The organism is Pseudomonas sp. GW821-FHT11D10 (assembly GCF_058808435.1).
The window spans coordinates 225,380-250,059 of sequence record NZ_JBXARR010000006.1 but is presented as its reverse complement, the minus strand read 5'-3'; the positions used below and the strand labels follow the sequence as shown (position 1 = coordinate 250,059).

Here is a 24,680-nt window from a genome sequence, read left to right as displayed (position 1 = left end):
TACCCCCTTTGTTTTGTAGTTTTGATAGCCCGTTTTAGCTTTCTAGTGGTTACTCTAGATAATAGTTAAATTTTTCCTCCCATCCGAAATTCACATCCTGTTGCTTCGTACGTTCAAAAATATTTATTATTTTATTGTATGAATCTCCCATGTTTTTTTGAGAGTGTTCAGAATTTTTCCATATTAAATCTACTGGGCGTTCCACGTCGGTGCTGAGTAGGTCCCATAAGGCGCTGAGATTGTTTCCATAAAAATCTGTCACCGCAAAAGCAATGGCTATTTTTTTATGAAACTCTTGCTCTGATGAAATGGTTAAGCCATCAAGTACAATTATCATTTTTAAAACTCACTTCCAGGTTCCAATAGAGCTAACGGTGTCGTAGTGGTCGCTAGTTATATAAAGAAGTCCATCGTCTGAATAAAGTAGTCTTGTTCCTGGTTGGTTGCTACGAGACATTGTATTGTTAAGGCCTACATCAGCTTCATACCAAGTTCGACCAGGGGCTGAAGGGAGTACGTTTGTATCATTATGGAAAACATCACCACCTAGCTGACCACCAGGAACGCTATTGTTTAGTGCTTTTCCCGGTTTCCATCCACTCTGCGCTGCTTGAGTCTTTGTGACATAGTTGCCTGGAAGTTGTCCCGTCGTTCGTAGGCTTTCAACCACAGGGTTCGCAGCCTCAGTCGTTTTTAGGTCTCGCTTCATTGCCGCGTATTTAGCAGCGTTATGAGCCGAGTTGTCATACGTTTCGGGTCCATCGCATTCTTTACTCGCTAATCCCAACGGATCCACCCACCCCGTAGGGTTAGGCACGTACTGGTAGTTATTCAACCCACCAGCAAGCTTGATCGGATCCGGAGTCAGAAAACGCCCAGTCCCCGGATTGTAGTAGCGATGACGGTTGTAGTGTAGGCCCGTCTCTGCATCGAAATACTGACCCTGGAAGCGCAACGGGTTATCGATTTCGCTGACGTCCAGCGCCGCGAGGTTGCCGTAGGCGCGGTACTTCGCGGACCACATGATCTCGCCACTGTAGTCAGTGAGTTCCTGCGGCGTGCCCAGATGATCGAGCTGGTAATAGAACGGGGTCGCCTTGCGCGGGCCTTCGCCGTCAAGCATTACAAGCGGGCGGAAGCTGCCGGGTTCGTAGATATAAGTGCGATAACGATTGTCACCGCTTTCGGCGATCAGGCGTTCGCCTTGCCACAAGAATTCGGTGGTATGGCCATCGACAGTTTTCTCGATGCGGCGACCGAAGGCGTCGTACTTATAGGATGCAGTGCTGCCGCCCGCTAGGCTGGCGCCAATCAAGCGGTGCTGGCAGTCGTAGCGATATTCGGTGACGAGTTTCTGTCCGGTGCCACGGCGTTCGCGGATCAGGTTGCCATAGGCGTCGTAGTCGTAGTGGCGGTCGCCCTGCATCAGCAGACGGTTGCCTTTGACGTTGGCGAGGTTGGCTGTGCCTTCGTTGTTCTGGCCGAGCAGGTTACCGGCCGGGTCATGAGCAAAGCTTTCCGGCGTAGCGCCACGAACGCTGATCAAGCGATCGAGCGGATCGTAGTGGTAGCTGCGGTTGCCCTTGCGACTGTCATCGATGCCGGCGAGGTTGCCGTTTGCGTCGTAGTTGTAGCGGCGCTGGAACAGGTTTTTGTCACGTTGGCTGACGCTGTGGGCCTGCAAGCGGCCCTGTTCGTCATATTGATACTGGCTGAGCAGCAGGCCCTGCTGGCGCTGCTGTTCGCGACCACCGCTGAACTGGTGAGACGTCAGGCGCGAGCCATTGAGGTCGATGCCGCTGAGCAGGCCGCCGGGTTGGTGGCGATAGTCGAGTTTGCTGCCATCGGGCAAGCGACAGTGCTTGAGCTGGCCGACGCTGTCGTACTCATAGCGCAAGGTGCCCCAGCCCTGGTGTTCGGTGACGAGGCGATCTTGCAGGTCGTATTCGTAGGCGAGCGGCCAGTGTCCGTCGTCGACGTTGACCAAGCGGCCGAGGGCGTCGTAGCTGTAGTGAATTTCTTCGCCATCGGGAAGAGTTTTCACCAGCAGTCTGCCAGCGGCATCGCGTTGGTATTCAGTCACCAACTCGCTGCCGTCATCGCCGAATTCGGTTTTCTTCAGCAACTGGCCATTGAGGTCGTATTCGTACGCAGTGCGACGACCGTCGAAGCCGGTTTCCTGCTGGATCAGGCCATTCGGGAAGTAGTCGAGGTTGTAGTGCTCGCCGCGCTCGTTTTCGATTTCGGTCAGCAGCAGGCGCGAGTTGTCGTAGCGGTAGCGCAACTGGCTGCCGTCAGGATTGATACGACGGCTGACAAGGTGCAGGTTGTCGGCGTATTCGTAACGGGTGACGCGGCCGAGTTCGTCGCGTTCGGCAGTGACATTGCCGTAGGCGTTGTAGGTGAACGCGCGTGTTGCACCGCCCGGCAGGGTAATTTGTGCAAGGCGGTTGGCGGTATCCCATTGGTACTGGGTAATGGCCCCGGACTCTTCTTGCCGAGTAATCTGCCGCCCCAACGCGTCGTAGCGGTATTTGCGTTGACCACCGTCGGGCAGGCGTTCTTCAAGCAATTGACCCAGGTTGTTCCAGCCCAGTTGGTGACGGCTGCCATCCGGGTGACGGATCTCCAGCAAACGTCCTTGACGGTCGTAGCTGTAAAACGTCGAATTTCCGTCCGGGTCGATCTGCTGGGTAACATCGCCCTGTCTGTTGCGTTGATACTTCCAGCTGGCTTTGCCGCGATGAACATCGCTGACGAATCCGTTACTGTATTCGTAGGTGATGGCCTCATCTTCAGGAGGGATGACGGCGATCATCAATCCATTGTCGTCGTACCGGTATTCGGTCACGGCACCGAGAGGATCCTTTTCCGCGACCAATTGGCCTTTATCGTTATAGGCCTTGAGGTGCTCGGCTCCATCCGGATCGATCTTGCTGATCAATCGCGCCTGGTCGTCGTGGGTGTAGACCTCTTCGCTGCCATCGGCGTTGGTAACGGTCACGCTGCCTTTGTCATCCCAGGCGTAGTGCGCGTCCATCTGCGAGAAGTTTGCCCAGTGGTGGATACAACGAGCCAGTTTGCCTTCGTTCTCCCACTCCCAGAAGAAGCTCGCGCCGCCGGCCAGTTGCCGTTCCAGAATCACGTGTTGATCGTTGTAGCGATAACGCTCGGCTTCCCCGGCAGCGTTCTTTGCTTCGATCAACCGGTGTTGCGCGTCATAGGTGTAGGTGACCAGCGTCTGGACAGTGTTCCAGGCATCCTCAAGATTGTCTGCTGGAAGAAACTGCTGATAGTCGACCGCGACAATGTGTTTGCGGTCGTAGCGTAAAAGCAGGGCACGACCTGCGCCGTTGTCGAGGCGTTTGATCCGCCCGTGGATGTCCCGCGTGATGTGCAGGCGATTGCCATAGCTGTCGCTGATGGCGATCAGGCTGGCGCCTTTGCTGTTGAACCGGAAGTGGTAGAACGATGGGCGTTTGCCGGCTTGGGCTAGTACCAGTTCTGACGGGTCATCGCCGAGGAAAATGGCTGCACGCGAGAGGCTATTGGTGATCGCCGGGCGCTGCTCGCTTGGAAGCGGGAACGGTGTGGAGCGGTTTTCGTGGTCGGTCCAGATGACTTCATCGCCCACGATTTCGATGCGGTGAGCAAGGGCGTGACTCCACCCGTATCCCAAGCCACAGTCGATTTCCACGGCGCTGGTTCTGTACAGGCGTGTCCATTCAAACGGCAGCAAACCGTCAAGTTGGCCATCTGTCAGCGTCAATAGTTCTTCGCCGGTGACCATCGACACCGGGCATCCGTTGGTACATGTCTCCGAGGCCGGCTCGGCGCTCTTTTCCGCAGGCGTCTTTGCCTGTTTTGAAGCGTCATCACCGACTTCGCCTTTACCCAGCCTCGCATTCTTTTTCCCGTCGAAGCGCAGCTGAGAGACGCCATTTCTCACCTTCGCCGTCACCCCACGCGCCGCAACGGCAGTGTATTTCGCGACGTACTCCATAAAGCCATTGATGATCTTGAACAACGATTTCACGAAGCTGGTGACAGCGTTGATGACAAGCTCACCGTACTTCTTCAGTCGGGCGGCGAGGTAGATAACCCCTGTGCCTTCGGCCGCAATCGTCAGTACCACGCCAATCACGATGTCGATCGCGATGCCGACGACAATGGCCGTGGTCATCTTCGCAACGTCGCCGGCCATCTTCATTGGCGGCAAGCCTGCCAGCCAGATCACGGCACTGCGTACCAGCAGGAACAAAGCGGCTTCGTCGCTGGCCAGCAACATGGCTTTTTTCATGATGTCTGGCGAGCTTTGGGCGACTTTGATCAGGTCCTGGACGCCTGCGCCGAGATCATTCGCAAACTTCTTGGGGTCTTGCAGAATGTCGAGCACCAGGCTGATGCCATCCCACACGCCTTTGATGGCTTCCCAGCCACCTTCAAGAATGCCGTTGCCAATCGCCATCGCAGTGCCTGAAGCCGACAGGTTCGACCATTGCGGCTTGAACCCGGCCCACTCCTTGCGCAGGAAGCCTTCGAGGTCCGCTGTCACGCCGCTGTAGGAGCTGAACAGAGCGTCGATCTGCGCGGGTGTCACTTCGTTGTGAACACGGATTTTGTAGAACTTGCCGGGAATCCCACCGGTCCAGCTGGCTTTGCCTTGTTGATCGAGTTTGACCTTGCTGACTGCACCACCTTCCACCGCGACGATCTCGACTTCGATATCGCCTACAGGAATGTCATATACCGATTCGAACTTGCTCTCGATCAGCAGCGGTCCCTTCAATGGGCACTGGGCCACGTTCGAAGTGAAGTCGCCGTCGGTCATGCTCACCGATTTGCTGGTGTCACCAACCTTGATCACTCGCTCCATGCCCAGCAGGGAAGGGAGGTCAGCCGCACGGCTGGCTTTGTCGGCGACGTTGGCGTACCAGGTTTTGGTCTGTTCCTGATACAGCTTCAGACTGTCCTTGAAGGTGTTCAGTTGGTTGTCAACAAAGGCAACGCGATCCATCAGCCTTGCTCCAGAATCAGGTGGTTTAACAGTGCTTCTTTAAGGTTGTCCGGAGCATCCGGGCGACGCACGAAACGGGTGATTTTCAGTTTCAGGTTGTTCTCGGGCCATGCGCTGTAGAGGTCCGGGCGTGCTTCTTCGAGCCATTGCATCAAGTTGCCGATCAGGGTCGTGTGATCCTCTTTCGCCAACTGATCCAGCAACTTCTTCGGCACCTCCCACCACGGCCAATCCTTCGCCTTCGGCACCACTCGCGGCCCGACTTCCAGGCTCCGTCCATTAATCAGATACCGCTGAAACACCGGCAACACTTCCCCGGCGGTCTCACCCAGCCCTTCAAGAATCGGATAGATATGCCGCCCATCCCAAAACCGGAAAAACACTTCGGTCCCGTCCGGCATCTTCACCTGGGTCAAACTGCGCAGGTGTTCGAAGACTTCGTTGGGCTCCGAGTGGGAGACCGCCAGCCAGCCCCAGTCGAGGGCGTCGGTTTCGGTGATCCAGGGCAGGAAGGCGGAGTTGGCCTTGAGTTCGGCGACGTATGGCATCACCGGTTGCCAGGTGGAGTAGGGCGTTCCGCCCCAGACGGGAATGGCCTGGATGGACGGTTCGCTCTGATACAAGGTCTTTAGCGCGTCGGCATCGCTCGCGGCGCTGATGACCAGATACAGACGTTCGTCTTTCTGCAGCGGCTGTTGTGCCAGCCAATCCTTGGGTGTCAGTCGATTAGATGGCACAGGCACCTGCCTTGCATTTTTCACACTCTTCGCAGAACGGCGCATTACGTTTGAGGGTGTTGATTTGCGCCGGCGTTAGCACGGCGCCAGCCTTGTCGGCATCCGCCTGCTTCAGCACGCCCGGCATCAACGGCGCTGCGCCGGTGCCGCTGCCCGGCCCACCGCCGGAGTTGATGTTGATCGCCGGCCCGCTCATGGTCACGCCGCCGCCATCGATCTTGATGAAGCTGCCACCGCCGACCAGCGTCAGCTCAGCGCCGGCCTCCAGCACCACCTTCATGCCACTGCTCAGGTGAATTTCCTGGCCAGCGTCGATGAATTGCCCGGTGCCGATCTTGATGTGCTGGTTCACGCCCACGGTCAGGTGGTCGTTGGCCCTCGTTTCGACTTTGCGGTCTGCGTAGACGGTGTGGTGTTCTTCGGCCTTGAATTCCGTGTAGCTGTTCTTTTCCACGACGTCGTGGCGTTCGTTGCCGACGCGGATTTTCTGGTCGTGTTCGATGTTCTCGTCCCAGTCGCGCTGGGCGTGCAGGAAGATCTGTTCCTGGCCTTTCTTGTCTTCGATGCGCAGTTCGTTGAAGCCGCCACCGCCCATCGAGCTCAGGGTCTTGAAGGTGGTGCGCGTCTTGTTCGCCGGCAGGGCGTAGGGGACGGTGTTTTCCTTGTGGTACAGGCAGCCGCTAATCAGCGGCTGGTCGGGGTCGCCTTCGAGGAAGGTGACCAGCACTTCCATGCCGATGCGCGGGATGGCGATGCCGCCGTACTGGGCGCCGGCCCAGGCGCTGGAGACGCGCAGCCAGCAGCTGGTCTTGTCGTCGGCGAGGCCATCGCGGTCCCAGTGGAACTGGACTTTGACGCGGCCGTACTCGTCGCAGTGGATTTCTTCGCCTTTAGGGCCGGTGACCACGGCGCTCTGGCTGCCGAGGATGCGCGGTTTCGGGTGGCGCAGGGGCGGGCGGTTCGGCACGTCCCACGGGGTGGCCTGGAAGCGGTTGCGGTAGCCCTGATGGAAATCGTCTTTCAGCGCGGTGGTGTCGCTGGTGACCGACTCTTCCAGAACCTGCGGCTGTTTGCCTTCGTGCAGGACTTCGGTGAGGAGCCACAGGTCGTTCCACTTGGCTTTCGGGTGTTCTTTCAGCGCGAGGAAATGGCCGCTGACCAGCAATGGCTGATCACTCTTGCCTTCGGCGAGCTGGAAGTCGCTGCGATGGCGTTCGAGGGCGCGTTTGGCCAGGTGTTTGCCGCGTTCGCGGTCGACGAAACGGCCCGGGTAGTCGTAGTCCTCGAGGTCGGGCAGGGCGTCGCCGCGGTTTTCGCTTTCGAGGGTGATCCGCGGTTTTTCGAAGTCGTAGTCGCGGCGGGTGGTGCGGCTGGTGCGGGTTTCCAGGCGCAGGTCGAAGCGCTTGATCACCGGGTCGCTGGCGACCATGCCGGAGTCCTGCTGATAGGCCACCGGCGCCAGTTTCTTAAACACCGTCTGGTCATCGCCGAACACCAGCTTGTGCGCCGTCGCGGTGTGCTGGAAGTGGTAGTGAATGCCTTCTTCTTCGCACAGACGCTGGATGAAATGCAGGTCCGATTCGTCGTACTGCACGCAGTAGATGCGATCGGGGTAGATCGAACCGGTCTGGAACTCATAGGCGTTGCCCTGGATACCGTGTTCTTCGAGGACCTTGCCGATGATTTTCGGCACGCTGAGATTCTGGAAGATCCGCTGGTTGATCCGGTGTGCGAGGTACGCCAATTGCGGGCGCAGGGTCACGGAGTAGCGCGTCAGACGCTTGCCGGAATCGCCTTGCGCGGCGCGGTAGATCAGGCCGTGGATGCCACTGCCGTCGGGCGACAGTTGCAGGAAGGCCGGTTTGTGCAGCAGGGTTTCGAGGTCCAGCGACGGCTGCTCACTGACCAGCTCCACCTCGAATACGAAAGGCTGGCTGACGGCTTCCCGACCGGTGAGGGTAAACACCTGGAAATCGGCGGAAAGACCTTCGATGGTCAGGGCAAAGTGGGTTTCATTGGCCGGCGCGAACATCCCTTGTTCCTCGTGCTGTACAGCGGCGTTCGTCGACCGCTGAACGATCGGCGCACGCGAAATTCTGGAGGGCGTAAACAACATCGACCAGCAGAGCTGGCCGATGCTTGAAACGATCAGCCGTAATTAAACGACTGGAGCACGCCAGTCATCGGAACCCGAAGTACCGGATACTTCGTGGGTCCAGGTGATTTTACGGTAGGTGAACTGCACTTCTTCCAGGTGGGTGAAGTGCGAGTTGCCTGGATCCTGGCAGTTGTGCATTTTGTTGTTGATGGCGACGATGATCGCGTCTTCCAGTTTGGTGGTGTAGTAGTGCTCTTGGGTACCTTGAGCCGAAGTGCGGTACCACTGGATAACGATTTCGCTCATGCGCTCGCCGGAGGTCAGAGCAGCTTGCAGCAGTGGCGAAGCCTTGTCGTAGACCTTGGTGATGATCACTGGCTTGTGAACGCGCTGACCGGTTGGCTGACCGGATTGCGGGTCACGAGGGATGATCACGTCGTGGCTGAAAGCCTGAACCATGACCTGGTCTTCGTGACCTTCCTGGTAGGTGTTGCCAACGGAGTCGGCGGTGAAGGCGCCGGCAGTGATCAGGCCTTGTTTTTCGCCGGTAACCGACATGTACGCTGGTGTTGCCATGGGATGCTCTCCTTGCGGATAAAGTTAGGGTGCCCGGGAGGCGAAATCGCCCGGTGGGTGCCTAACTGTTATCAAGGAGCGTGCCAGCTTTTGGCACATGCCCGGGGGCTGGGGACTTCGCCGCTCTGTTTCGCGGGTTTGAGCGTTTTTTGAACAGCGAAGTGGCTGGAAGTGCGCAAGAAGTTGCGCAGTACTGCGCAACTTCTTGCGCACTTGGCTGGAGGCCTTGAAACACATGGCCTCCAGCGGAATCGGTGAGCGTTTTCAGGGAGCAAGTGCGCAACTTCTTGCGCAGTATGGCCAATCGCCGCTTTTCACGCGGAGCGGGTGATTGAAGCGAGGCATTCCTCGATCGAGCGTTGCTGGGTTTCGGCGTACAGGCCCAACTCATCAATGGTCAAACGCCCAAGGGCCGACTCGAACGCCTGTCGGTTGGAATGCTCGCCATAGTGCGTCTGCGCCGCGTCCCCCAGGTTCGACTGAAAAATCCCCGCTGCACTCACCGGCAGGAAATCTTCGTACACCAGCGGTTCGGCTTTCACATAGCCGTCGCGCAACAATGCTTGCAGCGAAACATCAGCGGGACGACTCGCTGCCAGTCCTTTGTCTGTCAGGAAATAACGGAAGTACGCCAGTTCCTGCTCGCGCATGCCATCGAGGCTGTCAGGGAATTCGCTGAAATGCTGGGTCATCAGCGCGTTGTAGCGTGAGGCGTTGGCTTCGTTGGGGAAATCGCCGAGTTCATCGCGCGCCGCGTTCAGCAGGCGGTCGTAAAGCGCGCGGCCCTTGGGTGTCAGCGCCGCGCCGCGTTGTTCGATTTCACCGAAGCGTGCGCTGTGGCTGCCTCGGTTTTGCGTCTGGTCGGTGAAGGCGATCGGCTCGTCCAGCGCCTTGAAACTGGTCTGACGCAACAGGATCGGGTGCTGTCGGCGCGGCGGGCCTTCGATCACCGCTTTGGGCGTGATGCCATGCAGCGGCATCTGCGCCTGGACGATGTCGATGTCCAGCGTGCGCGGGGTCAGGTGGTTGATGTGCGGGCCCTTGAAGGCCACGACATCGGCGATCAAGCGATGCTGAGCACTGAGGGTCTGGTATTGCGCGGCGGTGACGGTGGCGCTGTGGTGCCAGCGAAAAGTCTCCAGCGCTTGCAGGACAAATTCCCCGGCCTCGGATTCATTCAGGCCGCCAGCGGACTCGGCCTGTTCGATCAGCCTTAGCGCCGAAGGTGTAAAGATCGAACGCTTATCCAGCACCAATTCAGCAAAGGCCCGCAGCTCGGGAGCTTCAATCAATTCCAGTCGCAGCAACGAAGTGAACACCCGGAACGGGCTGACCTGCAGCGCATCTTCATGCACCGCGCGAAATGCCGTGGAATGTACCGGCACCCCGGCAGGGGTCAGGTCGTAATAACCCACCGGTTGCATGCCCATCACCGCAAACAGGCGGGCGAGGGTGGCCAGCTCGGTGGCGGTGCCGACGCGGATTGCGCCGTGACGCTCCATGTCCAGCCGTTCGATCTCACCGGTGCTGTGCAGTTGACTGGCGATTTGCGGCTCGCGTGCCAGCACGTCGCGGTTGGTCTGTTCCACCAGTTCCATCAACGCGCCGTACAGCGGCACTTCTTCGCGGTACATGTCGGACATCGCTTTGGAGAAGCGTTGGCGGATCAGGTCGGGGCTGACGAAAGGCTGCACGGTCATGAAAAAAATTCCTGGCACGGTCACGTAAAGGATGTCGGAAAAGATCGCAGCCTTCGCCGACGCGGGCAAACGAAGAATCCTACGAACTTCATTCTGCCAACGACTGACCGTTTACCTGTCCTGACGCGAATTCTCCCCCAGAAACTCCCGATACAGACGTGCCGTGTTCGACGGCTGTTCAACCATCGGCATATGGCCGACCCCGTCCCAGACATCGACCCGCAAATTGCTGATGCCTTTGCTCCAGACCGGCACGCTGCTGACGTCGATCAGCCGGTCCTTGCGGCCCCAGAGCAACAGCGCCGGGCACTTGATGTCCGGCAGTTTCGGCTCCATCGGCGGGCTGGCGCGAAAATCCCGGAAGATCTCTTCCAGTTCGTCGCGGCATTGTTCGTAGCGCTGGGCGATCGCGTCGAGCACCAGACCGGGTACCCACGGTGGCGAGGCCATGGTCATGGCATAGAAACGTCGGAATTCTTCCCGGGAGTTGATCAGAAACGGATTGTGCCCACGGGCCAGGTGGCGCTCCATGTCGCTGGCTTCGGGTGCAGTGACGCCGGCCGGGTCGATCAGCGCTACCGAAGCGATGCGATCCGGGTAAGTCGCCGCCAGCCACGCAGCGATGTAGCCGCCCATGGAGTTGCCGATCACGTGGACTTTCTCGACGCCGCAGACATCGAGCAACTGAATCATGCGCTTGGCCTGCACCGGGATGTCGTAGCCACCGCCGGCCTTGAAGCCGGTTTCGCCGTGGCCGGCGAGGTCCGGGATGATCACCCGGTACTGCCCGACAAAATGCCGGGCGAAGCGCAGCCACAGGTTCTTTTCCGCGCTGTAGCCGTGCAGCATCAAGATGCTGCTCGACGCTTCATAAGGCCCGCCTTGCCAGGTCGATACGGTCATTTCGGCAATCGGCACTTCAATCTTGTGCAACCGGTACAGCCTGGCCTCCAGGGCCGCGCTCAGATCGTAAAGCCAATGGCCGACCGCCGGGTAACTCAACCAGCTCCAGGCCACGAAAACCGCGAGGGCGACAAACAGCAAAAGCATCGTGGGTCTTCCTTGTTCAAGACAGAATGTGGTCGGCCGGTTTCAGCGCCCGGGTCAACCGGTGGTAGCTGAAACTGAAGCCGGGGAACATCGCGATCACATGACCGCTCCTGCTTTGATACCAACTGTGGCAGCCGCCGGTTTTCCAGACCGTGCGCTCCATTTCCCGGTGAATCATCTGAGTGTAGGTACGTTCTGCTTCGGGGCGAACTTCGATGCTGCGCAGACCTTTGGCCTGCAAGGTGCGGATGCAGTCGAGGATGTAGTTCATCTGCGACTCGATGATGAACAGCGCCGAGGTGTGGCCAATGCCGGTGTTCGGCCCGGTGACGATAAACAGGTTGGGAAAGTCCGGCAGGCTGGTACCGAGGTAGGCGCGCGGATATTGCGCCCAGACGTCGCGCAGTTGCACGGCGTTTTTTCCGCTGACCGGGTAGGAAATCACGCCGTCGGTGGCGTCGTAACCGGTCGACCAGACGATCAGATCGACGTCGATGTGCTGGCCGTCCGTGGTGACGATGCCGGTTTCATCGAGGCTGGCGATGCCTTGTTCGCGGCTGTGCAACGTGACGTTGGGCCGGGTCAGCGCCGGGTAATAGGTGCTGGAAAGCAGTACCCGTTTGCAGCCGATGGTGAAGTCCGGTGTCAGTTTTTGCCGCAACTCGGGGTCAGTCACCTGTCGTTTGAGAAACTTCAGGGCCTGGCTCTGCACCATGTGAATCGCCGGTTTCGAGTATTTGAAGGCGATGACCCGGGTTTCGAACTGCCAGTAAATCATCCAGCGCAGCAATTTGTAGGCCGGTTTCAGACCCAGCAGCCAGCGCTGGAACCGACCGAACGTACGGTCGGCGCGGGGCAGCACCCAGTGCGCGGTCCGCTGAAACACGTGCAATCGGGCGACCTTCGGCGCAATCGCCGGAATCACCTGAGCCGCACTGGCACCGCTGCCGACAATCGCTACCCGTTTACCGTGATAGTTGTAGCTGTGATCCCAATTGTTTGTATGAAAGGTCTTGCCCTGAAAGCGATCCTGGCCGGGGAAGTGTGGGATAACCGGTTGGCTCAGTGGCCCGGTGGCATTGATCAGGAACTGCGCATAAAAAATACCTTTGGTGCCGGTGTGTACGGCCCAGCGTTTTTCGGTGTCGTCCCATTCGACGCGTTCGACGTTGGCCTGCAGTTCCACCCGATCACGCAGGCCGAAGCGTTCGACCACATGGTCGGTATAGCGGTGCAGTTCGGCCTGTTCGGCGAACATCTGGGTCCAGCGGTAAGGCGCAAACGACAGCGAATACAGTGGCGACGGTACATCCACCGCTGCGCCGGGGTAGGTGTTCTGGCACCAGGTGCCGCCGAAAAAGTCCCGGCGTTCCAGCAAGCGAAAGTCGTCGATACCGGCCTTGAGCAGATTGACCGCCGCGCACTGGCCGCCAAAACCGCTGCCGATGATCAACACTTGATAGGTCTGCATGGGCCTCCTTCTTATAGTCTTTTTTCCATTTTCCTACTTTCATGTATAGCCAAACATTTGCCTGCCGTGTGGCGGTAATGACGGGGTATTCGGCCCGCTGGCCGGTGATGGCTATTTAACGTCGCCCTGATAGACTCCCAGCACATCCGGTCTGCGGTCTGCGCAGTGCCGTCGAGTGGTCGAGGCCCCTATGGGAAGAACGGGAGGAAAGGGACTTTCACTGGCCAGGAGGCTCTATACATCGCGAACCCTCGGGCTGGTCCTGGGGCTTTTGTGCGTGAGCGTCGCGATGTACCCGCTCGATCCGCCGGCCTGGGTCTGGGCGCTGATGCTGTTCAACGGACTGGTCTGGCCGCACCTCGCCTATCAATGGGCTCGCCGGGCCAAGGTTCCGTACCACGCCGAACACCGCAACCTGTTGATCGACGCTTTCCTCGGTGGCTTCTGGGTCGCCGCCATGCACTTCAATCCCTTGCCCAGCGCCACGACCATTTCGATGATGGCGATGAACAACGTCGCCATCGGCGGCGTGCGTTTTCTGTTGGCCGGGGCGGCGGCGCAGTTGCTCGGCGTCGGCGTTGGACTGGTGGTATTTGCCCCCGCGTTTGTCCCGATGACCACACCGGCGCAACTCTATGCCTGTCTGCCGCTGTTGATGCTGTATCCGCTGGCGCTGGGCTGGATCTGCTTCCGCCAGGCCTACACGCTCGGCCTGCATAAACGTGAATTGCTGGCCCTGAGTCGCACCGACAGCCTCACCGGTCTGCTCAATCACGGCGCCTGGAAGGATCAACTGGAAATCGAATTCGAACGCTGCAAACGTCAGCAGACCGGTGCCGCGATTGCGCTGATCGACATCGACCACTTCAAGGCGATCAACGACACCTACGGGCATGTGGCGGGCGATATCGTCCTGCGCCAGTTAAGCAAGATGCTCAAACAGAACCTGCGCATGGCCGATGTGGCGGGGCGCTACGGCGGCGACGAATTTTGCGTGATCCTGCCGGACTTGCCGCTGTTCAACGCGGCGCAGGCGATGGAAGCGTTGCGTGAGCGTTTTTCCTTTCTGGTGTACGAACAGAACCCGGCGCTGAAAGTCAGCCTGAGCATCGGTCTGGCGGCGCTCGATCCGACTCACAGTGATGCGACACGCTGGCTGGATGACGCCGATCAGGCGCTGTACGAAGCCAAGGCCGGCGGGCGTAACCGGGTGATTTGCTGCAGCGACGACAAGCCACGGCGCGAGGTATTCGATTCGGTTTGAACGGATTGGGTGTCGCATCCGGGATAGAGCCTCGGGGCGATGTCAGGTACGGTTCAGTACCCGACACGAAACAAGGATTGATTCATGACGTTCAAATTCCCTCGTTCCCTGCTGGCCGCCGGTCTCGGCCTGACCCTTTCTTTCGCCACCGCTGGCGCCTTCGCCGAACCGCACAAACAGGTGCTGGCCGACGCCGAGCAATACAAACCCGAAGCCCTGAAACTGCTCGAACGCCTGGTCAATATCGACTCCGGTTCCGGCTATGAATCAGGGCTCAAGCAAGTCAGCGACATCGCCATCGAAGAGCTGAAAAAGCTCGGCGCCACTATCGAGTTGGTGCCCAACACCCCGGAAAAAACCAACCACGTGCTCGCCACGCTCAAAGGCACCGGCAAGGCGAAAATCCTGCTGATGGCGCACATGGACACAGTGTTCAAGGAAGGCTCCGCCGCCGAGCGACCGTTCCACATCAAGGACGGCCGCGCCTACGGGCCGGGCGTGATGGATGACAAGGGCGGGATCGTCGCCGGCATCTACGCGCTGAAAATTCTGAAGAACCTCGATTTCAAGGACTACGCGCAAATCACCTTCCTGCTCGATGCCAGCGAAGAAACCGGCTCGGACGTTGCCACCGACCTGATCAAGAAAACCGCCAAACTCCACGACGTCACTCTCAACCTCGAACCGGGTCGTCCGGCGGATGGTCTGGTGGTGTGGCGCAAGGGCAGCGCGACCGCGCTGGTCGAGGTCAAGGGCAAGGCCGCCCACGCCGGCGTCGCGCCGGAACTGGGGCGCAATGCTGCGATGGAAGCGGCGCATCAGATCCTGCAATTGGGCAAACTCGGCGACGAAGCCAAGAAAACCACGATCAACTTCACCGTGCTCAAGGCCGGCGACCGCACCAACGTGATCCCGGATCAGGCCACGGCCAAGGCTGACGTACGAGCGGCAGTGCCGGAAGAGTTCGACCGGATCGAAAAGGATCTGGCGCGGGTGTCACAGGACAAGCTGATTCCTGACACCGAAGTGAAGACTTCATTGCAACGCGGCTTGCCGCCGATGTCGCAGACGGCGGAGTCGGATCGTTTGATGGCGATGGCCCAGGGGATCTACGGTGAGATTGGCCGCAAGTTGACCGAAGAAGGCAGCGGCGGGGCGGCGGATGCCAGTCTGTCGGCCGGGGTGGGGACGCCGACGCTGGACGGGTTCGGGATTGTCGGCGGCAACATTCATACGCCGGAGGAATACGCGGAGGTGGAGAGCGTGGCACCGCGGATTTATCTGTTGTCGCGGATGATTATGGAGTTGGCTAAGGGGCGGTGAGTGGATGTAGTTGATTCGGCGGGGTGTCAGGCAGGTTTTTCCCTCACCCCAGCCCTCTCCCGGAGGGAGAGGGAGCCGACCGAGGTGTCTTGCGCTATACATCGACCTGAAACACCGAGTCGATTACGGATTCAGAGGCAATCGTTCAAGTCGGCGTATCTCTCAAATTTCCCCCAATCGGTTCCCTCTCCCTCCGGGCGGTCCGACGTTTCGGGAGGGCTAGGGTGAGGGGGCTTTTGTGGGAAATGAGGAAAGCGTGAGCGGCGCACAACTTTCCAAGACCTTTCCTACAACGTACCCTGTTGCCGCGTTTCGGTACCGACCCCTATAGTCTGGGCTCGCGGAAAACTCCGCGAACGATCTTGGCCGGTCGGTAACCTGAAACGTAACAGCGCCATCGCTCAGAGCAGTTTCTGGGCAACGTGTTATGGCGGCTGTGCGCGGGACACCTTAGGGTGTGCCGGATCTTTCAGGTATCTGGTCGGCCAACCCGCTCACAGCTGCCACCTTTATTCGCTTGGCCGCGAACGGTGGTTGTCTTACCTGGAGTTACACCAATGTCGGATCAAGTAATCCCCCGTTACCTCCCCATCGACACCTACGACGCCGAATCCCCGGTGCTCTTCATCAATACTCAAAAAGAACTCAGCGACATGGCCGCGTGTGCGATGCACCGTTTTGTGGTCGTGCGCGATCTGGCGGACACGTTTTCCAGTCTCGACCTCAAGGGCATTTCCGATTGTGATCTGACGCGCATTACCAGCGCGGTGCATCTGCTGATGCGAGAGGGATGCGCCATTCTGAACGTGATTCAGACGCGGGCATTACAGCGGGAGGAGGGCTTCAAGACAGCGGTCTAGCGGTTTCGCGGCGGGCGCCATGCGAGTGGACTCGTGATGGCGTCGGGCCGCTCTGCCTCTTTGTAGCGTGGTGCAGGGTTACTCTTTGACGCTCATGTATTCCTTGGCCCAGAGGATGTATTCCTCAGGCTGGGTGTAGGTGTGGGTCAGTTCGGTGGCGCTCAGGTCGGAAGCCTGGGTGAAGATCTGGCGCTGTTCGCGAAGGCTGTCGTAAGTCGCCTTGATTGCCGCGAAGTAGGCACCGTGGCCGTCGATGGTCACGCGCACACCCAGTTCGGCCAGGCGTTTGTCGTCGCGCAGCGCCGGGTTGCCGTAGGTCACCAGCATCAGCGGGACGGTAAGGTGTTCGGCGATCTGCTCGAGCTGATCGAAGTCCTGGATCCCGACCATGCAGATACCGTCGGCACCGGCGGCCTGGTATTGCTTGGTCCGGCTGATGATTTCCTGGTTTGGCAGGATGCCGGCGTTGGTCCGGGCGATGATTGCCATTTCCGAATCGACCCGGGCTTCCAGTGCCGCGCGGATCTTGCCCACGCCTTCGGCGACGGTGATCAGGTCGGTGGATTTGCGGCCGAATTGAGCTGGCAGCAGGGTGTCTTCGATGGTCAGCGCGGCGACGCCGGCGCGTTCCAGTTCGACGATGGTGCGCATCACGTTGAGGGCGTTGCCGTAGCCGTGGTCGGCGTCGGCGATCACCGGCAATTGGGCGACGCGGCCGATGCGGGTGGCCTGTTCAGCGAATTCGCTGAGGGTGATCAGCGCAAAGTCCGGGGCGCCCAGCACCTGCAACGAGGCGACCGAGCCGCCGAGAATCCCTACTTCAAAACCCAGGTCAGCGGCGATGCGGGCGGACATCGGATCGAACACCGAGGCGGTGTGATAGCAGGTGTCGGAAGCCAGCAGCTGACGGAAGTTACGGCGCAAATCTTGATGAGAAAGCCTGGTCATACGAGTTCCACCAATACAAAGGAATGGAAAGGCTTGAGCAAAGGTGTCAACGCCGAAGGTGAAAAGGCTATCACGCCAATGGGTCAAGGATCATGACGAATTAACGAGGAAGTTAACCAGGAAAATCCTGTTCAGGCTTTCTTGCAGCAGGCAGAGGCGCTCAGGCCGCCACCGCCTGCTGCTGTTGATTGGGCAGCGGCACCGCCCGCACCGAGTTGCCCGGCTGCAATTGCAGGCGTTTGGCGGTGAGGCGGTCGATCACCAGACTGCTGCCGACCCGACGTCCCGGCGCGACGGTGATGCGGCAGTTTTCCAGGCGGCGGTTGTGGATCAGCCACAGCGGCGCCTGATCGTCCGGGGTGCCGATGCTCAGGGTCAGTTCCAGGCTGTCGCGCACGGTGCGGATGCTGCGGATCGGTGCTTCGATCACCGGGCCACCGTCGAAGATGTCGATGTAGCCTTTGTGAGCGAAACCCTCGGACTGAAGGATTTTCAATGCCGGCTCGGTGTTGGGGTGTGCCTGGCCGATCACGGCCTGAGCCTGTTCGGTGAGCAGGCAGGTGTACAGCGGCTGACGCGGCATCAGTTCGGCGATGAACGACTTGTTGCCCAGCCCGGACAGGTGGTCGGCGTGGCTGAAGTCCATCTGGAAGAAGTGCCGGCCCAGACTGTCCCAGAACGGCGAACAGCCTTGCTCGTCGGCACTGCCGCGCAGTTCGGCGATCATCTTTTCGCCGAACAGGTGCGGGAATTCGGCAACAAACAGCAAACGCCCCAGCGATAGCAGACGCCCATTGCTGCCGTGGCGCTGGTCGTGGCGCAGGAACAGCGAGCACAGTTCCGATTGGCCGGTCAGTTCGTTGTTGAGGAACAGCGTCGGGATCTGCCGCTGAATGCCCAGGTCTGGCGCCGAGCTGACGGTCAGCCCGACCCGATAGTTGTACCAGGGCTCGCGCAAGCCGACGGCCCCGGCCAGGGCGCTGACGCCGACCACTCGCTGCTCGTCGTCTTCAAGCACGAACAGGTAATCGGCATCGGCCCGCTCGACCTGTTCGGCGAAGGCGCGTTGCGCCCAGCGTACCCGGTGGGCCAGGCGATCTTCGTTGGCGGGCAGGGTGGTGAACCCCGGCCCGGCCTGTTGCACCAGCGTCATCAACGCTGGCAGGTCGCTGACTTGGACCGGACGGACAATCATGCTGCAACTCCTTTTGCGCGCCTGCTCGGGCACTGTCGTTGGGTAGGGGCGCGGTTCACAGGGCGATCACCCGGATCGTGCCGCCAGCGCGGACGTTGAGCGCCGCGCACAGGGCCGGGTCAAGCGCCAGGGGCTGACCGGGCTGGTAATCCAGCTCGGCGACCACCGCCCGAAAGCCATGCAGAGCATCGTTGCTCACCAGATAGCGACCGCGAGCATCGATCAGGGGTTCCTCCTGAACCGTGGCTGTCTGGCTCTGGGCGATCGAACGGATGTTGGCGGTGCGTGCATACAAGGTCGGGCCGGCATCGAACAGATCGATGTAGCTGTTGGTTTCAAAACCCTCGCGCTCAAGGATGTCGAAGGCTTCCTGACCGTCCGGGTGGATGCGGCCGATGCAGTCCTGCGCCGCTTGCGGCAGCATCGGCACGTAGATCGGGTATTGCGGCATCAGTTCGGCGAGAAACGTTCGGCTCTGCAAGCCGCACAGGCGTTCGGCCTCGACGTAGGGCAGGTCGAAGAAGTGCTTGCCCAGCGCATCCCAGAACGGTGAATGCCCTTGCTCGTCGCTGTAACCGACGATTTCGGTGATCACCGCCTCGGCAAATCGTGGCGCGTGGGCGGCGATGAACAGCAGCCGTGCCCGCGACAGCAATTCGGAAAACGGCGTGCGCACCAGCGCCTCATCGATGTGAAATCCGCGCAACAGCGTATGCCCGCTGAGGTCGTGGCACAGCGACAGCGCCGGCACGCCGTGCTCGATGTTCAGCTCCCGCGAGGCACTGGTGAAGTGGCGGTTGCGCAGGCTGTAGAACGGCTCGTTGAATCCTGCGGTCGCGAGAATTTCCGAGCAGCCGACCAGTCGACTGCTGTCGATATCTTCCAGCACGAAGAAGTAATTCTCCGGGCCCTGAGCCGCGGCATCGCTGTCGAACGAGGCGCAGGACGCGGCGATTTTTTCGCCCAGGCGCTCGCTGTCGTCCGGCAGGGATGTGACGCCCACCAGGCTGTCGCGCGCCAATTGTTGCAATTGAGGCAGGTCGTTTGGCTCGACTGGACGTAAGACCAGCATGGATGCACTCCTGTATCAAAAGGTTCGGCCCATTCGCCGAACCTGACTATCACTGTCGGTTTCCACGCGTTAAAGCGGCGGTCGCCTGATTTGTTGTCAGACGCCGCTCTTTTTCTTGTCAGCCATTGCTCGGGTCAGGCAGCGCGGTACTGGCGCCGAGCTTGTTCAGGAAGAACAGGTACACCAGACCCAGTGCGATCCAGATCAGGCCGAGTTTCTGTGCATCGACGCCCATGTTGTACATGATGGCCGCAACGATGATGAAGCCGATCACCGGGCAGATCAGGTGACGGATCACCTGGCCGGATTTCTGCCTGCGCCAGTAGTAATTGATCACGGTCAGGTGCAGCAGCATGAAGCCGCTCAGGGCACCGAAGTTGACCAGCGAAGTCAGGGTGTCCACCGAATTGATGAACAGGTAGCAGATCACCAGCGACAGCACAGCCACCAGATAGATGCTCAGGTACGGCGTGTTGTGTTTCGGATGCACCTTGGCCAGCACTTTCGGCAGCTTGCCGTCGCGGGCCATGCCGAACAGCAGGCGCGAGACCGCCGCTTGCGAAGTGATCGCCACCGCCACGCCCCAGGCCAGGGCTGTGGCCACGCCGGTCAGGGTCGCCAGCCAGCTGCCGGCAGCGATTTCGGCGATTTCATAGAACGCGGTGTCGGCGGACTTGAAGCCCATGCCCGCTGCCAGATCGGTAGCGATCCAGGTTTGCGCGACGAAAATCACACCCATCACTACCAGAGTGATCAGTGCCGCTTTGCCGACGCTGCGGCCCGGATCGCCCTTGATCTCTTCGGCGAGGGTGGAGATCGCATCGAAGCCGAGGAACGACAGCACCGCAATCGACACCGCTTGCATCAGCAGGGCGAAGTTGAAGGTTTCCGGGTGATACAGCGGCGCGAGGGTCAACTGGCCGTTGCCGCCACCGTTGTGCAGGGCATTCCAGGCGTAGAACAGGAAAATCCCCAGGACAACAAGCTGCGCCAGCAGGAACACAATGTTCATGCGAGCGGTGAAAGTGATACCCCGCAAGTTGACGAACGTCGCGCTGACCAGGAACGCCAGAATGAAACCGACTTTCGGGATGTCCGGGTACAAATGGTTGAGCGCCATCGCCGCATAGACGTAAAGCAGCGGCGGAATCAGCAGGTAATCGAGCAGCATCAGCCAACCGGCGATGAAGCCGACGTGTTGATTCAGGCCCCGTTGCGCGTAGGAATAAACCGATCCGGCAATCGGAAAGGCTCGGGCCATGCTGCCGTAACTCAGCGCGGTGAAGACCATCGCCACCATGCCGATGATGTACGCCAGAGGCACCATCCCCGGTGCCTCGGCGTTGACGTAGCCATACACGCCGAACGGGGCGATGGGGATCATGAAGATCATCCCGTACACCACCAGATCGGTCAGTGTCAGGCTACGTTTCAACTCCTGTTTGTAGCCGAACTCTTCTATTTCCATGAAGCGCAACTCCTTGTCAGCCAATCGGTCGTTTTAGTTGTTATATCGGTCCGTCGTTTACAGCGTCAGCAGTGGTTACAGCAATCCTTACAGCAATGGAGCCAGATAATTCGCCCAGCGGGTCACCGCTTCCGGGCTGCGCAGCAGATCGTTGCGCACTTCGATCAACACCGACTCCAGGCCCCGGGCATCGCCGTGCACCGGCACGGTCATGTCGCCCAGCGGGTCGATCCTGTACGGCTGGTTGCCGGCGACTTTCAGCGGGTGTCGTTCCAGACCGTCGAGCATTCGTTGGGCATAGGCCCTGGCCTGACCGAACAGCACGCCGACTTCCAGCTCGCGCGGCTGGCCGTAGTACACCGGGGTGAAACTGTGAATCCCTACCACCCGTACCGGCCGACCTTCGGCCAGACGTGCATCGATCAGTTGTTGCAGCCGCGTGTGAAACGGCTTGAACAGGCACTGGCGACGGTATTCGCGAGTGGCCTCGTCGAGCTCGCGGTTGCCCGGCACCTGATAGATCTCGCTCTGCGCCGGAATGCTGTCGGGCGCATGCCGGGGGCGGTTGAGGTCGATCAGCAGGCGCGAATAGTTGGCGCTCAACAGCGTGGCGCCCAGTTGCTCCGACAGTTGCTCGGCCAGCGCCAGGGCACCAATGTCCCAGGCAATGTGTTCGCGCGCAGCCACGTCATCCAGGCCCAGATTGTTCAGGGCCTCGGGGATGTAGCGGCTGGCGTGTTCGCACACCAGAATCAGTGGGTGCGTCGAATCTTCACGGCTCAGGTTGTAGACCGGTCGGGTGTACAACCCAAGCTCGGCGGATTCAGTACAGGCGTGCATAGTGCTCACAAAGGTCAGCGGGCGAGAGCTGTTCCGTCAGCGCCAGTTCCTCGGTTTTAAGGGCGAAAAAGGTTTCGAGCAACGCGCTTGGCAGCGCTTCGACCAGCGCTTCACTGCGACGCAGGCAATCCAGTGCCTGGGCCAGAGAGGCGGGCAGGGCAACGATGCCCCGGGCCTTGCGTTGTTCGTCGTTGAGTGAATCGGGGATTTCATCGGTGATCGCGTTCAGCGCCAGACGCTGCTCGATCCCCAGGCGTCCGGCGATCAGCAGCGCGGCCATTGCCAGATGCGGCGAGGCGGTGGCGTCCATGGCGCGGAATTCCAGGTTGTATTGCTTCGCCACGGGCTTGTTGCCCAGGCTCACGGTCGGGCAGATGCGCAGCGCCGCTTCGCGATTCTGCTGGCCGAGGCAGGCGTAGGACGCGCTCCAGTGGTGCGGCTGCAAGCGTTCATACGACACCGGCGTCGGTGCAGTGAACGCGCACAGCGCCGGCAAATAATGCAGCACACCCGCCGCCCAGTGCTGGCCGAGCGTCGACAAACCATTGCTGGTGCCGGCGTCGTAAAGCATTGGCTGACCGGCCAGATCGAGCAGGCTGATGTGCAGGTGTACCCCGTTGCACACCGCGTCGGCGGCGGTCTTCGGCGCAAAGCTCAGATCCAGACCCATCTGCCGCGCGATTTCGCGGGTGATCTCGCGCACGTTGACCGCGCGATCCGCAGCCGCCACGCCAAGGGTCGGGCGGCAGGTGATTTCGTATTGGTGTTTGCCGTATTCGGGCAGGAACATTTCCGGCTCGACACCCCCGGCGCGTAACGCGCTGAGCAGCCAGCCACCGAATTCGGCGCCCTGGCGTTGGGCTTCCAGCGAAAACGCCAGGTGTTCGGCAAACCCGGCGTGCAGATTGAATTCGTGTTCGAACGCGGCGTTGACCTGTAAGCCGAGCTCATCGCGATAGCGCTCGACCTCGTTGCGCAACAGTGTGCGCGGGCACGCCGCCCATGGCCGGCCATCGGTTTCGCGGATATCGCCGTGAATGAAATCCAGTGCTGGTGCTGCGGCGTCCGGGCCATTGCCGACGGTGACGCGGCTGGCCAGATCGGGAATCAGCCGCAGGTCGCCATAAGCGCCCCACGGACTGGTCGAAGCGATGATGTCCTGCGGCGTCAGCGCGCTGTTGGCTGGCACCCAGCCGCAACCGGCGGCCTGATAGTGCTCCAGCTCATCGGTGGGAAACGAACGGCCACGGGTGACACCGATCAGGTCGGTGGTGACGATGGTGGTCATTGGCAACGGCAACAGGCGTTCGCTCATGGCTGCATCTCCTGCAACCGGCCGAGCACGATGTCGGTGTCGGTGATCCAGCAGTAGCCCTTGATCGCGTTCAGGCAGGCGTCGTGGCGTGCTTCGGTGTAGGTCGCGCAGGCGTCCGCCACCAGTGTGACGAGATAGCCACGGTCGGCGGCGTCGCGCACGGCCATGTCCACGCACTGGTCGGTGACGATGCCGGCGATGATCAGATGACGGGTTTCCAGATTGCGCAGCACGTAGTCGATGTTGGTCGAGTTGAAGACCCCGGAGGATGTCTTCGGCAGCACGATTTCGTTTTCCGCCGGGGTCAGTTCAGCGATGACCTGTGCCTGCGGGCTGCCCTTGGGCAGGTGCATGTCCGACAGCTTGTGATCCAGCGAGCGGTCACGGCCGTCGGCGGTCAGGCTTTCGATCAGGGTGTGCAGTACGTTCTGCCGTGCGTCACGGAAAGCGTTGAGCAGGCGAACCTGATTGGGCACCACTTGCGAGAGCGTGCGGTTGAGGAAGTACGCGGCGTCCGGGCCTTCGAGGTGCGGGTCGAACTGCGGCTCGAGCCAGGCGCGCTGCATGTCCACCAGCAACAGGGCGGTGTGGTCGGTGACAAACGGCAGGTCCCGTGGCGAGCGATGGGGAAGGCTGAACATCCTTATTTATCCTCCAGCAAGTGGGTGTCGAAGTCGTTGCGCAGGGCATCGATGCCTTCCAGGCGATCGGCCAGGTCCGGGCTGCGCAGGGTCAGGCAGGCAATCAATGCCTCGACCTGGGCCAGCGCCGGGACCATGGTGTCGAACGGCGAGGCCGACTCCACCGGAGCGCTGATGATCATGTCGGCCAGTTCGCGCAGCGGCGAGGCATAGATATCGGTGAACAGCACGACGCGGGCGTTGCCGTTCTTCGCCGCACTTGCCACGCGCAGGGCCTGGGTCTGGTAGCGGCGATAGTCGAACACCAGCACCACGTCCTGACGTTGCAGGTCGAACAGGCGATCGGGCAGTTGCGCGTTGTCTTCCAGCGCAAAGCAACCGGGACGCAGCAGACGCAAATGATTGAGCAGGTAAGTGGCCATCAGGCTGCTGAAGCGCCCGCCGAAGCAGTAGACCTGATGTCGGGTGTCGAGCAGCCAGTCAGCGAGGATCCGCACGTCTTCGGGCTGGGTCAGGGCCTGGGTTTCGGCCAGCAGGTTGTGGCTGTGAGCCAGGTAATGACTCCAGGCATCGTCCTTGTTCTGATGCGAGCGCGGTTGCAACAGGGTGCGCGGCGAGCGCAGGCGATGGTCCATGTCGCTGAGCAGGGCGTCCTGGAATTCGGCGTAACCACCGAAGCCGAGCTTTTTCACCAGCCGCACGATGGTCGGATCGCTGACACCGGCATGTTCGGCCAGGCGCGCCATCGGGCCAAGCCCGTTGCGTGGATACTGATCGAGCAAGGCGCGAACGACTTTGCGCTCCGACGGCGTCAGGTCAAGGCCGGGGTCGGTGATCAGGTCTCTGAGAGGGGGCATCCGGGCTCCTGCTGGATGGGGTGTTGAATTCGCTTCACAATCCGTTAAAACAGTATTTATGTAACTGACGCTACATGTCTAGCGAATTTTTCGGCGTTTAAACCAGGCCCCAAAATGGGGCGGGATGCCCGTAACGCAAGGGTTACACGGATGTCGATCAGTGTTGTAGTCCATTGCCCATAGTGGTGTCAGACATTGCCGCTTTTACACGCTCGGGTTGCCCAATCGACTTGCCCGGAACCTCCCGG

The 24,680-nt window shown here is 60.1% G+C and carries 19 protein-coding genes; 3 read left to right on the top strand and 16 right to left on the bottom strand.

The genetic code is table 11. From position 1 onward, the window contains the following. Positions 1 to 49: 49 nt before the first annotated feature. From AC1RT4_RS19530 to AC1RT4_RS19495, 8 genes are all read right to left on the bottom strand, one after another. Positions 50 to 337 (bottom strand): barstar family protein, encoded by a 288-nt coding sequence (locus AC1RT4_RS19530; RefSeq protein ID WP_492620419.1) that lies wholly within the window; start codon positions 335 to 337, stop codon positions 50 to 52. Positions 338 to 346: 9 nt separating this feature from the next. Continuing rightward, positions 347 to 5,017 carry an RHS repeat-associated core domain-containing protein gene (locus AC1RT4_RS19525; RefSeq protein WP_493087168.1) on the bottom strand — a complete coding sequence of 1,557 codons (4,671 nt, stop codon included), beginning with the start codon at positions 5,015 to 5,017 and terminating at the stop codon, positions 347 to 349. Beyond that, entirely contained in the window at positions 5,017 to 5,754 is a 738-nt protein-coding gene (locus tag AC1RT4_RS19520; protein ID WP_493087166.1) for a DUF4123 domain-containing protein, read from the bottom strand. The genes AC1RT4_RS19525 and AC1RT4_RS19520 overlap by 1 nt, the downstream gene beginning before the upstream one ends. Then, positions 5,744 to 7,786, bottom strand: coding sequence for a type VI secretion system Vgr family protein (locus AC1RT4_RS19515; RefSeq protein WP_493087164.1), 2,043 nt, complete (start codon positions 7,784 to 7,786; stop codon positions 5,744 to 5,746). The genes AC1RT4_RS19520 and AC1RT4_RS19515 overlap by 11 nt, the downstream gene beginning before the upstream one ends. Positions 7,787 to 7,912: 126 nt before the next feature. Further along, positions 7,913 to 8,428 carry an Hcp family type VI secretion system effector gene (locus AC1RT4_RS19510; protein WP_003226246.1) on the bottom strand — a complete coding sequence of 172 codons (516 nt, stop codon included), beginning with the start codon at positions 8,426 to 8,428 and terminating at the stop codon, positions 7,913 to 7,915. A 314-nt stretch (positions 8,429 to 8,742) separates the two neighbouring features. Beyond that, a complete protein-coding gene (gene hglS / locus AC1RT4_RS19505; protein ID WP_493087161.1) occupies positions 8,743 to 10,128 on the bottom strand; it encodes a 2-oxoadipate dioxygenase/decarboxylase HglS in 1,386 nt (461 codons plus the stop codon). A gap of 111 nt (positions 10,129 to 10,239) precedes the next feature. Then, complete coding sequence (locus AC1RT4_RS19500; RefSeq protein WP_007956226.1) at positions 10,240 to 11,178, bottom strand: alpha/beta fold hydrolase; 939 nt, start codon at positions 11,176 to 11,178, stop codon at positions 10,240 to 10,242. 16 nt (positions 11,179 to 11,194) lie between these two features. Beyond that, the gene (locus tag AC1RT4_RS19495) at positions 11,195 to 12,649 is read right to left on the bottom strand and encodes a flavin-containing monooxygenase (RefSeq protein ID WP_493087159.1); all 1,455 of its coding nucleotides are present in this window, start codon (positions 12,647 to 12,649) and stop codon (positions 11,195 to 11,197) included. Between the two features lie 190 nt (positions 12,650 to 12,839). Here AC1RT4_RS19495 and AC1RT4_RS19490 point away from each other — a divergent pair, with 190 nt between their 5' ends. The 3 genes from AC1RT4_RS19490 to AC1RT4_RS19480 all read left to right on the top strand — a co-directional run bounded on the left by AC1RT4_RS19490 (position 12,840) and on the right by AC1RT4_RS19480 (position 16,096). Beyond that, the gene (locus AC1RT4_RS19490; RefSeq protein WP_493087157.1) at positions 12,840 to 13,913 is read left to right on the top strand and encodes a diguanylate cyclase; all 1,074 of its coding nucleotides are present in this window, start codon (positions 12,840 to 12,842) and stop codon (positions 13,911 to 13,913) included. Between the two features lie 84 nt (positions 13,914 to 13,997). After that, a complete protein-coding gene (locus tag AC1RT4_RS19485) occupies positions 13,998 to 15,236 on the top strand; it encodes a M20/M25/M40 family metallo-hydrolase (protein WP_493087155.1) in 1,239 nt (412 codons plus the stop codon). Between the two features lie 557 nt (positions 15,237 to 15,793). Beyond that, complete coding sequence (locus AC1RT4_RS19480; RefSeq protein ID WP_085748230.1) at positions 15,794 to 16,096, top strand: hypothetical protein; 303 nt, start codon at positions 15,794 to 15,796, stop codon at positions 16,094 to 16,096. Between the two features lie 78 nt (positions 16,097 to 16,174). On the opposite strand, the gene AC1RT4_RS19475 is transcribed toward AC1RT4_RS19480, so the two are convergent. From AC1RT4_RS19475 to AC1RT4_RS19440, 8 genes are all read right to left on the bottom strand, one after another. Next, on the bottom strand, positions 16,175 to 17,044 hold the full coding sequence (locus AC1RT4_RS19475) for an isocitrate lyase/PEP mutase family protein (RefSeq protein ID WP_007956238.1): 870 nt from the start codon (positions 17,042 to 17,044) through the stop codon (positions 16,175 to 16,177). A 160-nt stretch (positions 17,045 to 17,204) separates the two neighbouring features. Further along, positions 17,205 to 18,239 (bottom strand): arginine N-succinyltransferase, encoded by a 1,035-nt coding sequence (gene astA, locus AC1RT4_RS19470; protein ID WP_493087152.1) that lies wholly within the window; start codon positions 18,237 to 18,239, stop codon positions 17,205 to 17,207. Positions 18,240 to 18,294: 55 nt separating this feature from the next. Beyond that, on the bottom strand, positions 18,295 to 19,311 hold the full coding sequence (locus AC1RT4_RS19465; RefSeq protein ID WP_493087150.1) for an arginine N-succinyltransferase: 1,017 nt from the start codon (positions 19,309 to 19,311) through the stop codon (positions 18,295 to 18,297). A 118-nt stretch (positions 19,312 to 19,429) separates the two neighbouring features. Beyond that, the gene (locus tag AC1RT4_RS19460; RefSeq protein WP_011333496.1) at positions 19,430 to 20,779 is read right to left on the bottom strand and encodes an APC family permease; all 1,350 of its coding nucleotides are present in this window, start codon (positions 20,777 to 20,779) and stop codon (positions 19,430 to 19,432) included. A gap of 87 nt (positions 20,780 to 20,866) precedes the next feature. Next, positions 20,867 to 21,619, bottom strand: coding sequence for an N-formylglutamate amidohydrolase (locus AC1RT4_RS19455; protein WP_493087147.1), 753 nt, complete (start codon positions 21,617 to 21,619; stop codon positions 20,867 to 20,869). Continuing rightward, a complete protein-coding gene (locus AC1RT4_RS19450) occupies positions 21,603 to 22,934 on the bottom strand; it encodes a type I glutamate--ammonia ligase (RefSeq protein WP_493087145.1) in 1,332 nt (443 codons plus the stop codon). Before AC1RT4_RS19450 ends, AC1RT4_RS19455 begins: the two co-directional genes overlap by 17 nt. Beyond that, positions 22,931 to 23,575, bottom strand: a complete 645-nt coding sequence (locus AC1RT4_RS19445) for a cysteine hydrolase family protein (protein WP_493087143.1) — start codon at positions 23,573 to 23,575, stop codon at positions 22,931 to 22,933. The genes AC1RT4_RS19450 and AC1RT4_RS19445 overlap by 4 nt, the downstream gene beginning before the upstream one ends. A gap of 2 nt (positions 23,576 to 23,577) precedes the next feature. Then, on the bottom strand, positions 23,578 to 24,432 hold the full coding sequence (locus tag AC1RT4_RS19440; RefSeq protein WP_493087141.1) for a MurR/RpiR family transcriptional regulator: 855 nt from the start codon (positions 24,430 to 24,432) through the stop codon (positions 23,578 to 23,580). Between the last annotated feature and the right edge of the window lie 248 nt (positions 24,433 to 24,680).

Excerpts from the sequence above, each read along its gene's own strand:
- AC1RT4_RS19530 (WP_492620419.1), bottom strand. The coding sequence starts at position 337 with ATGATAATTGTACTTGATGGCTTAACCATTTCATCAGAGCAAGAGTTT.
- AC1RT4_RS19525 (WP_493087168.1), bottom strand. The coding sequence starts at position 5,017 with ATGGATCGCGTTGCCTTTGTTGACAACCAACTGAACACCTTCAAGGAC.
- AC1RT4_RS19515 (WP_493087164.1), bottom strand. The coding sequence starts at position 7,786 with ATGTTCGCGCCGGCCAATGAAACCCACTTTGCCCTGACCATCGAAGGT.
- AC1RT4_RS19510 (WP_003226246.1), bottom strand. The coding sequence starts at position 8,428 with ATGGCAACACCAGCGTACATGTCGGTTACCGGCGAAAAACAAGGCCTG.
- hglS (WP_493087161.1), bottom strand. The coding sequence starts at position 10,128 with ATGACCGTGCAGCCTTTCGTCAGCCCCGACCTGATCCGCCAACGCTTC.
- AC1RT4_RS19500 (WP_007956226.1), bottom strand. The coding sequence starts at position 11,178 with ATGCTTTTGCTGTTTGTCGCCCTCGCGGTTTTCGTGGCCTGGAGCTGG.
- AC1RT4_RS19495 (WP_493087159.1), bottom strand. The coding sequence starts at position 12,649 with ATGCAGACCTATCAAGTGTTGATCATCGGCAGCGGTTTTGGCGGCCAG.
- AC1RT4_RS19490 (WP_493087157.1), top strand. The coding sequence starts at position 12,840 with ATGGGAAGAACGGGAGGAAAGGGACTTTCACTGGCCAGGAGGCTCTAT.
- AC1RT4_RS19485 (WP_493087155.1), top strand. The coding sequence starts at position 13,998 with ATGACGTTCAAATTCCCTCGTTCCCTGCTGGCCGCCGGTCTCGGCCTG.
- AC1RT4_RS19480 (WP_085748230.1), top strand. The coding sequence starts at position 15,794 with ATGTCGGATCAAGTAATCCCCCGTTACCTCCCCATCGACACCTACGAC.
- AC1RT4_RS19475 (WP_007956238.1), bottom strand. The coding sequence starts at position 17,044 with ATGACCAGGCTTTCTCATCAAGATTTGCGCCGTAACTTCCGTCAGCTG.
- astA (WP_493087152.1), bottom strand. The coding sequence starts at position 18,239 with ATGATTGTCCGTCCGGTCCAAGTCAGCGACCTGCCAGCGTTGATGACG.
- AC1RT4_RS19465 (WP_493087150.1), bottom strand. The coding sequence starts at position 19,311 with ATGCTGGTCTTACGTCCAGTCGAGCCAAACGACCTGCCTCAATTGCAA.
- AC1RT4_RS19460 (WP_011333496.1), bottom strand. The coding sequence starts at position 20,779 with ATGGAAATAGAAGAGTTCGGCTACAAACAGGAGTTGAAACGTAGCCTG.
- AC1RT4_RS19455 (WP_493087147.1), bottom strand. The coding sequence starts at position 21,619 with ATGCACGCCTGTACTGAATCCGCCGAGCTTGGGTTGTACACCCGACCG.
- AC1RT4_RS19450 (WP_493087145.1), bottom strand. The coding sequence starts at position 22,934 with ATGAGCGAACGCCTGTTGCCGTTGCCAATGACCACCATCGTCACCACC.
- AC1RT4_RS19445 (WP_493087143.1), bottom strand. The coding sequence starts at position 23,575 with ATGTTCAGCCTTCCCCATCGCTCGCCACGGGACCTGCCGTTTGTCACC.
- AC1RT4_RS19440 (WP_493087141.1), bottom strand. The coding sequence starts at position 24,432 with ATGCCCCCTCTCAGAGACCTGATCACCGACCCCGGCCTTGACCTGACG.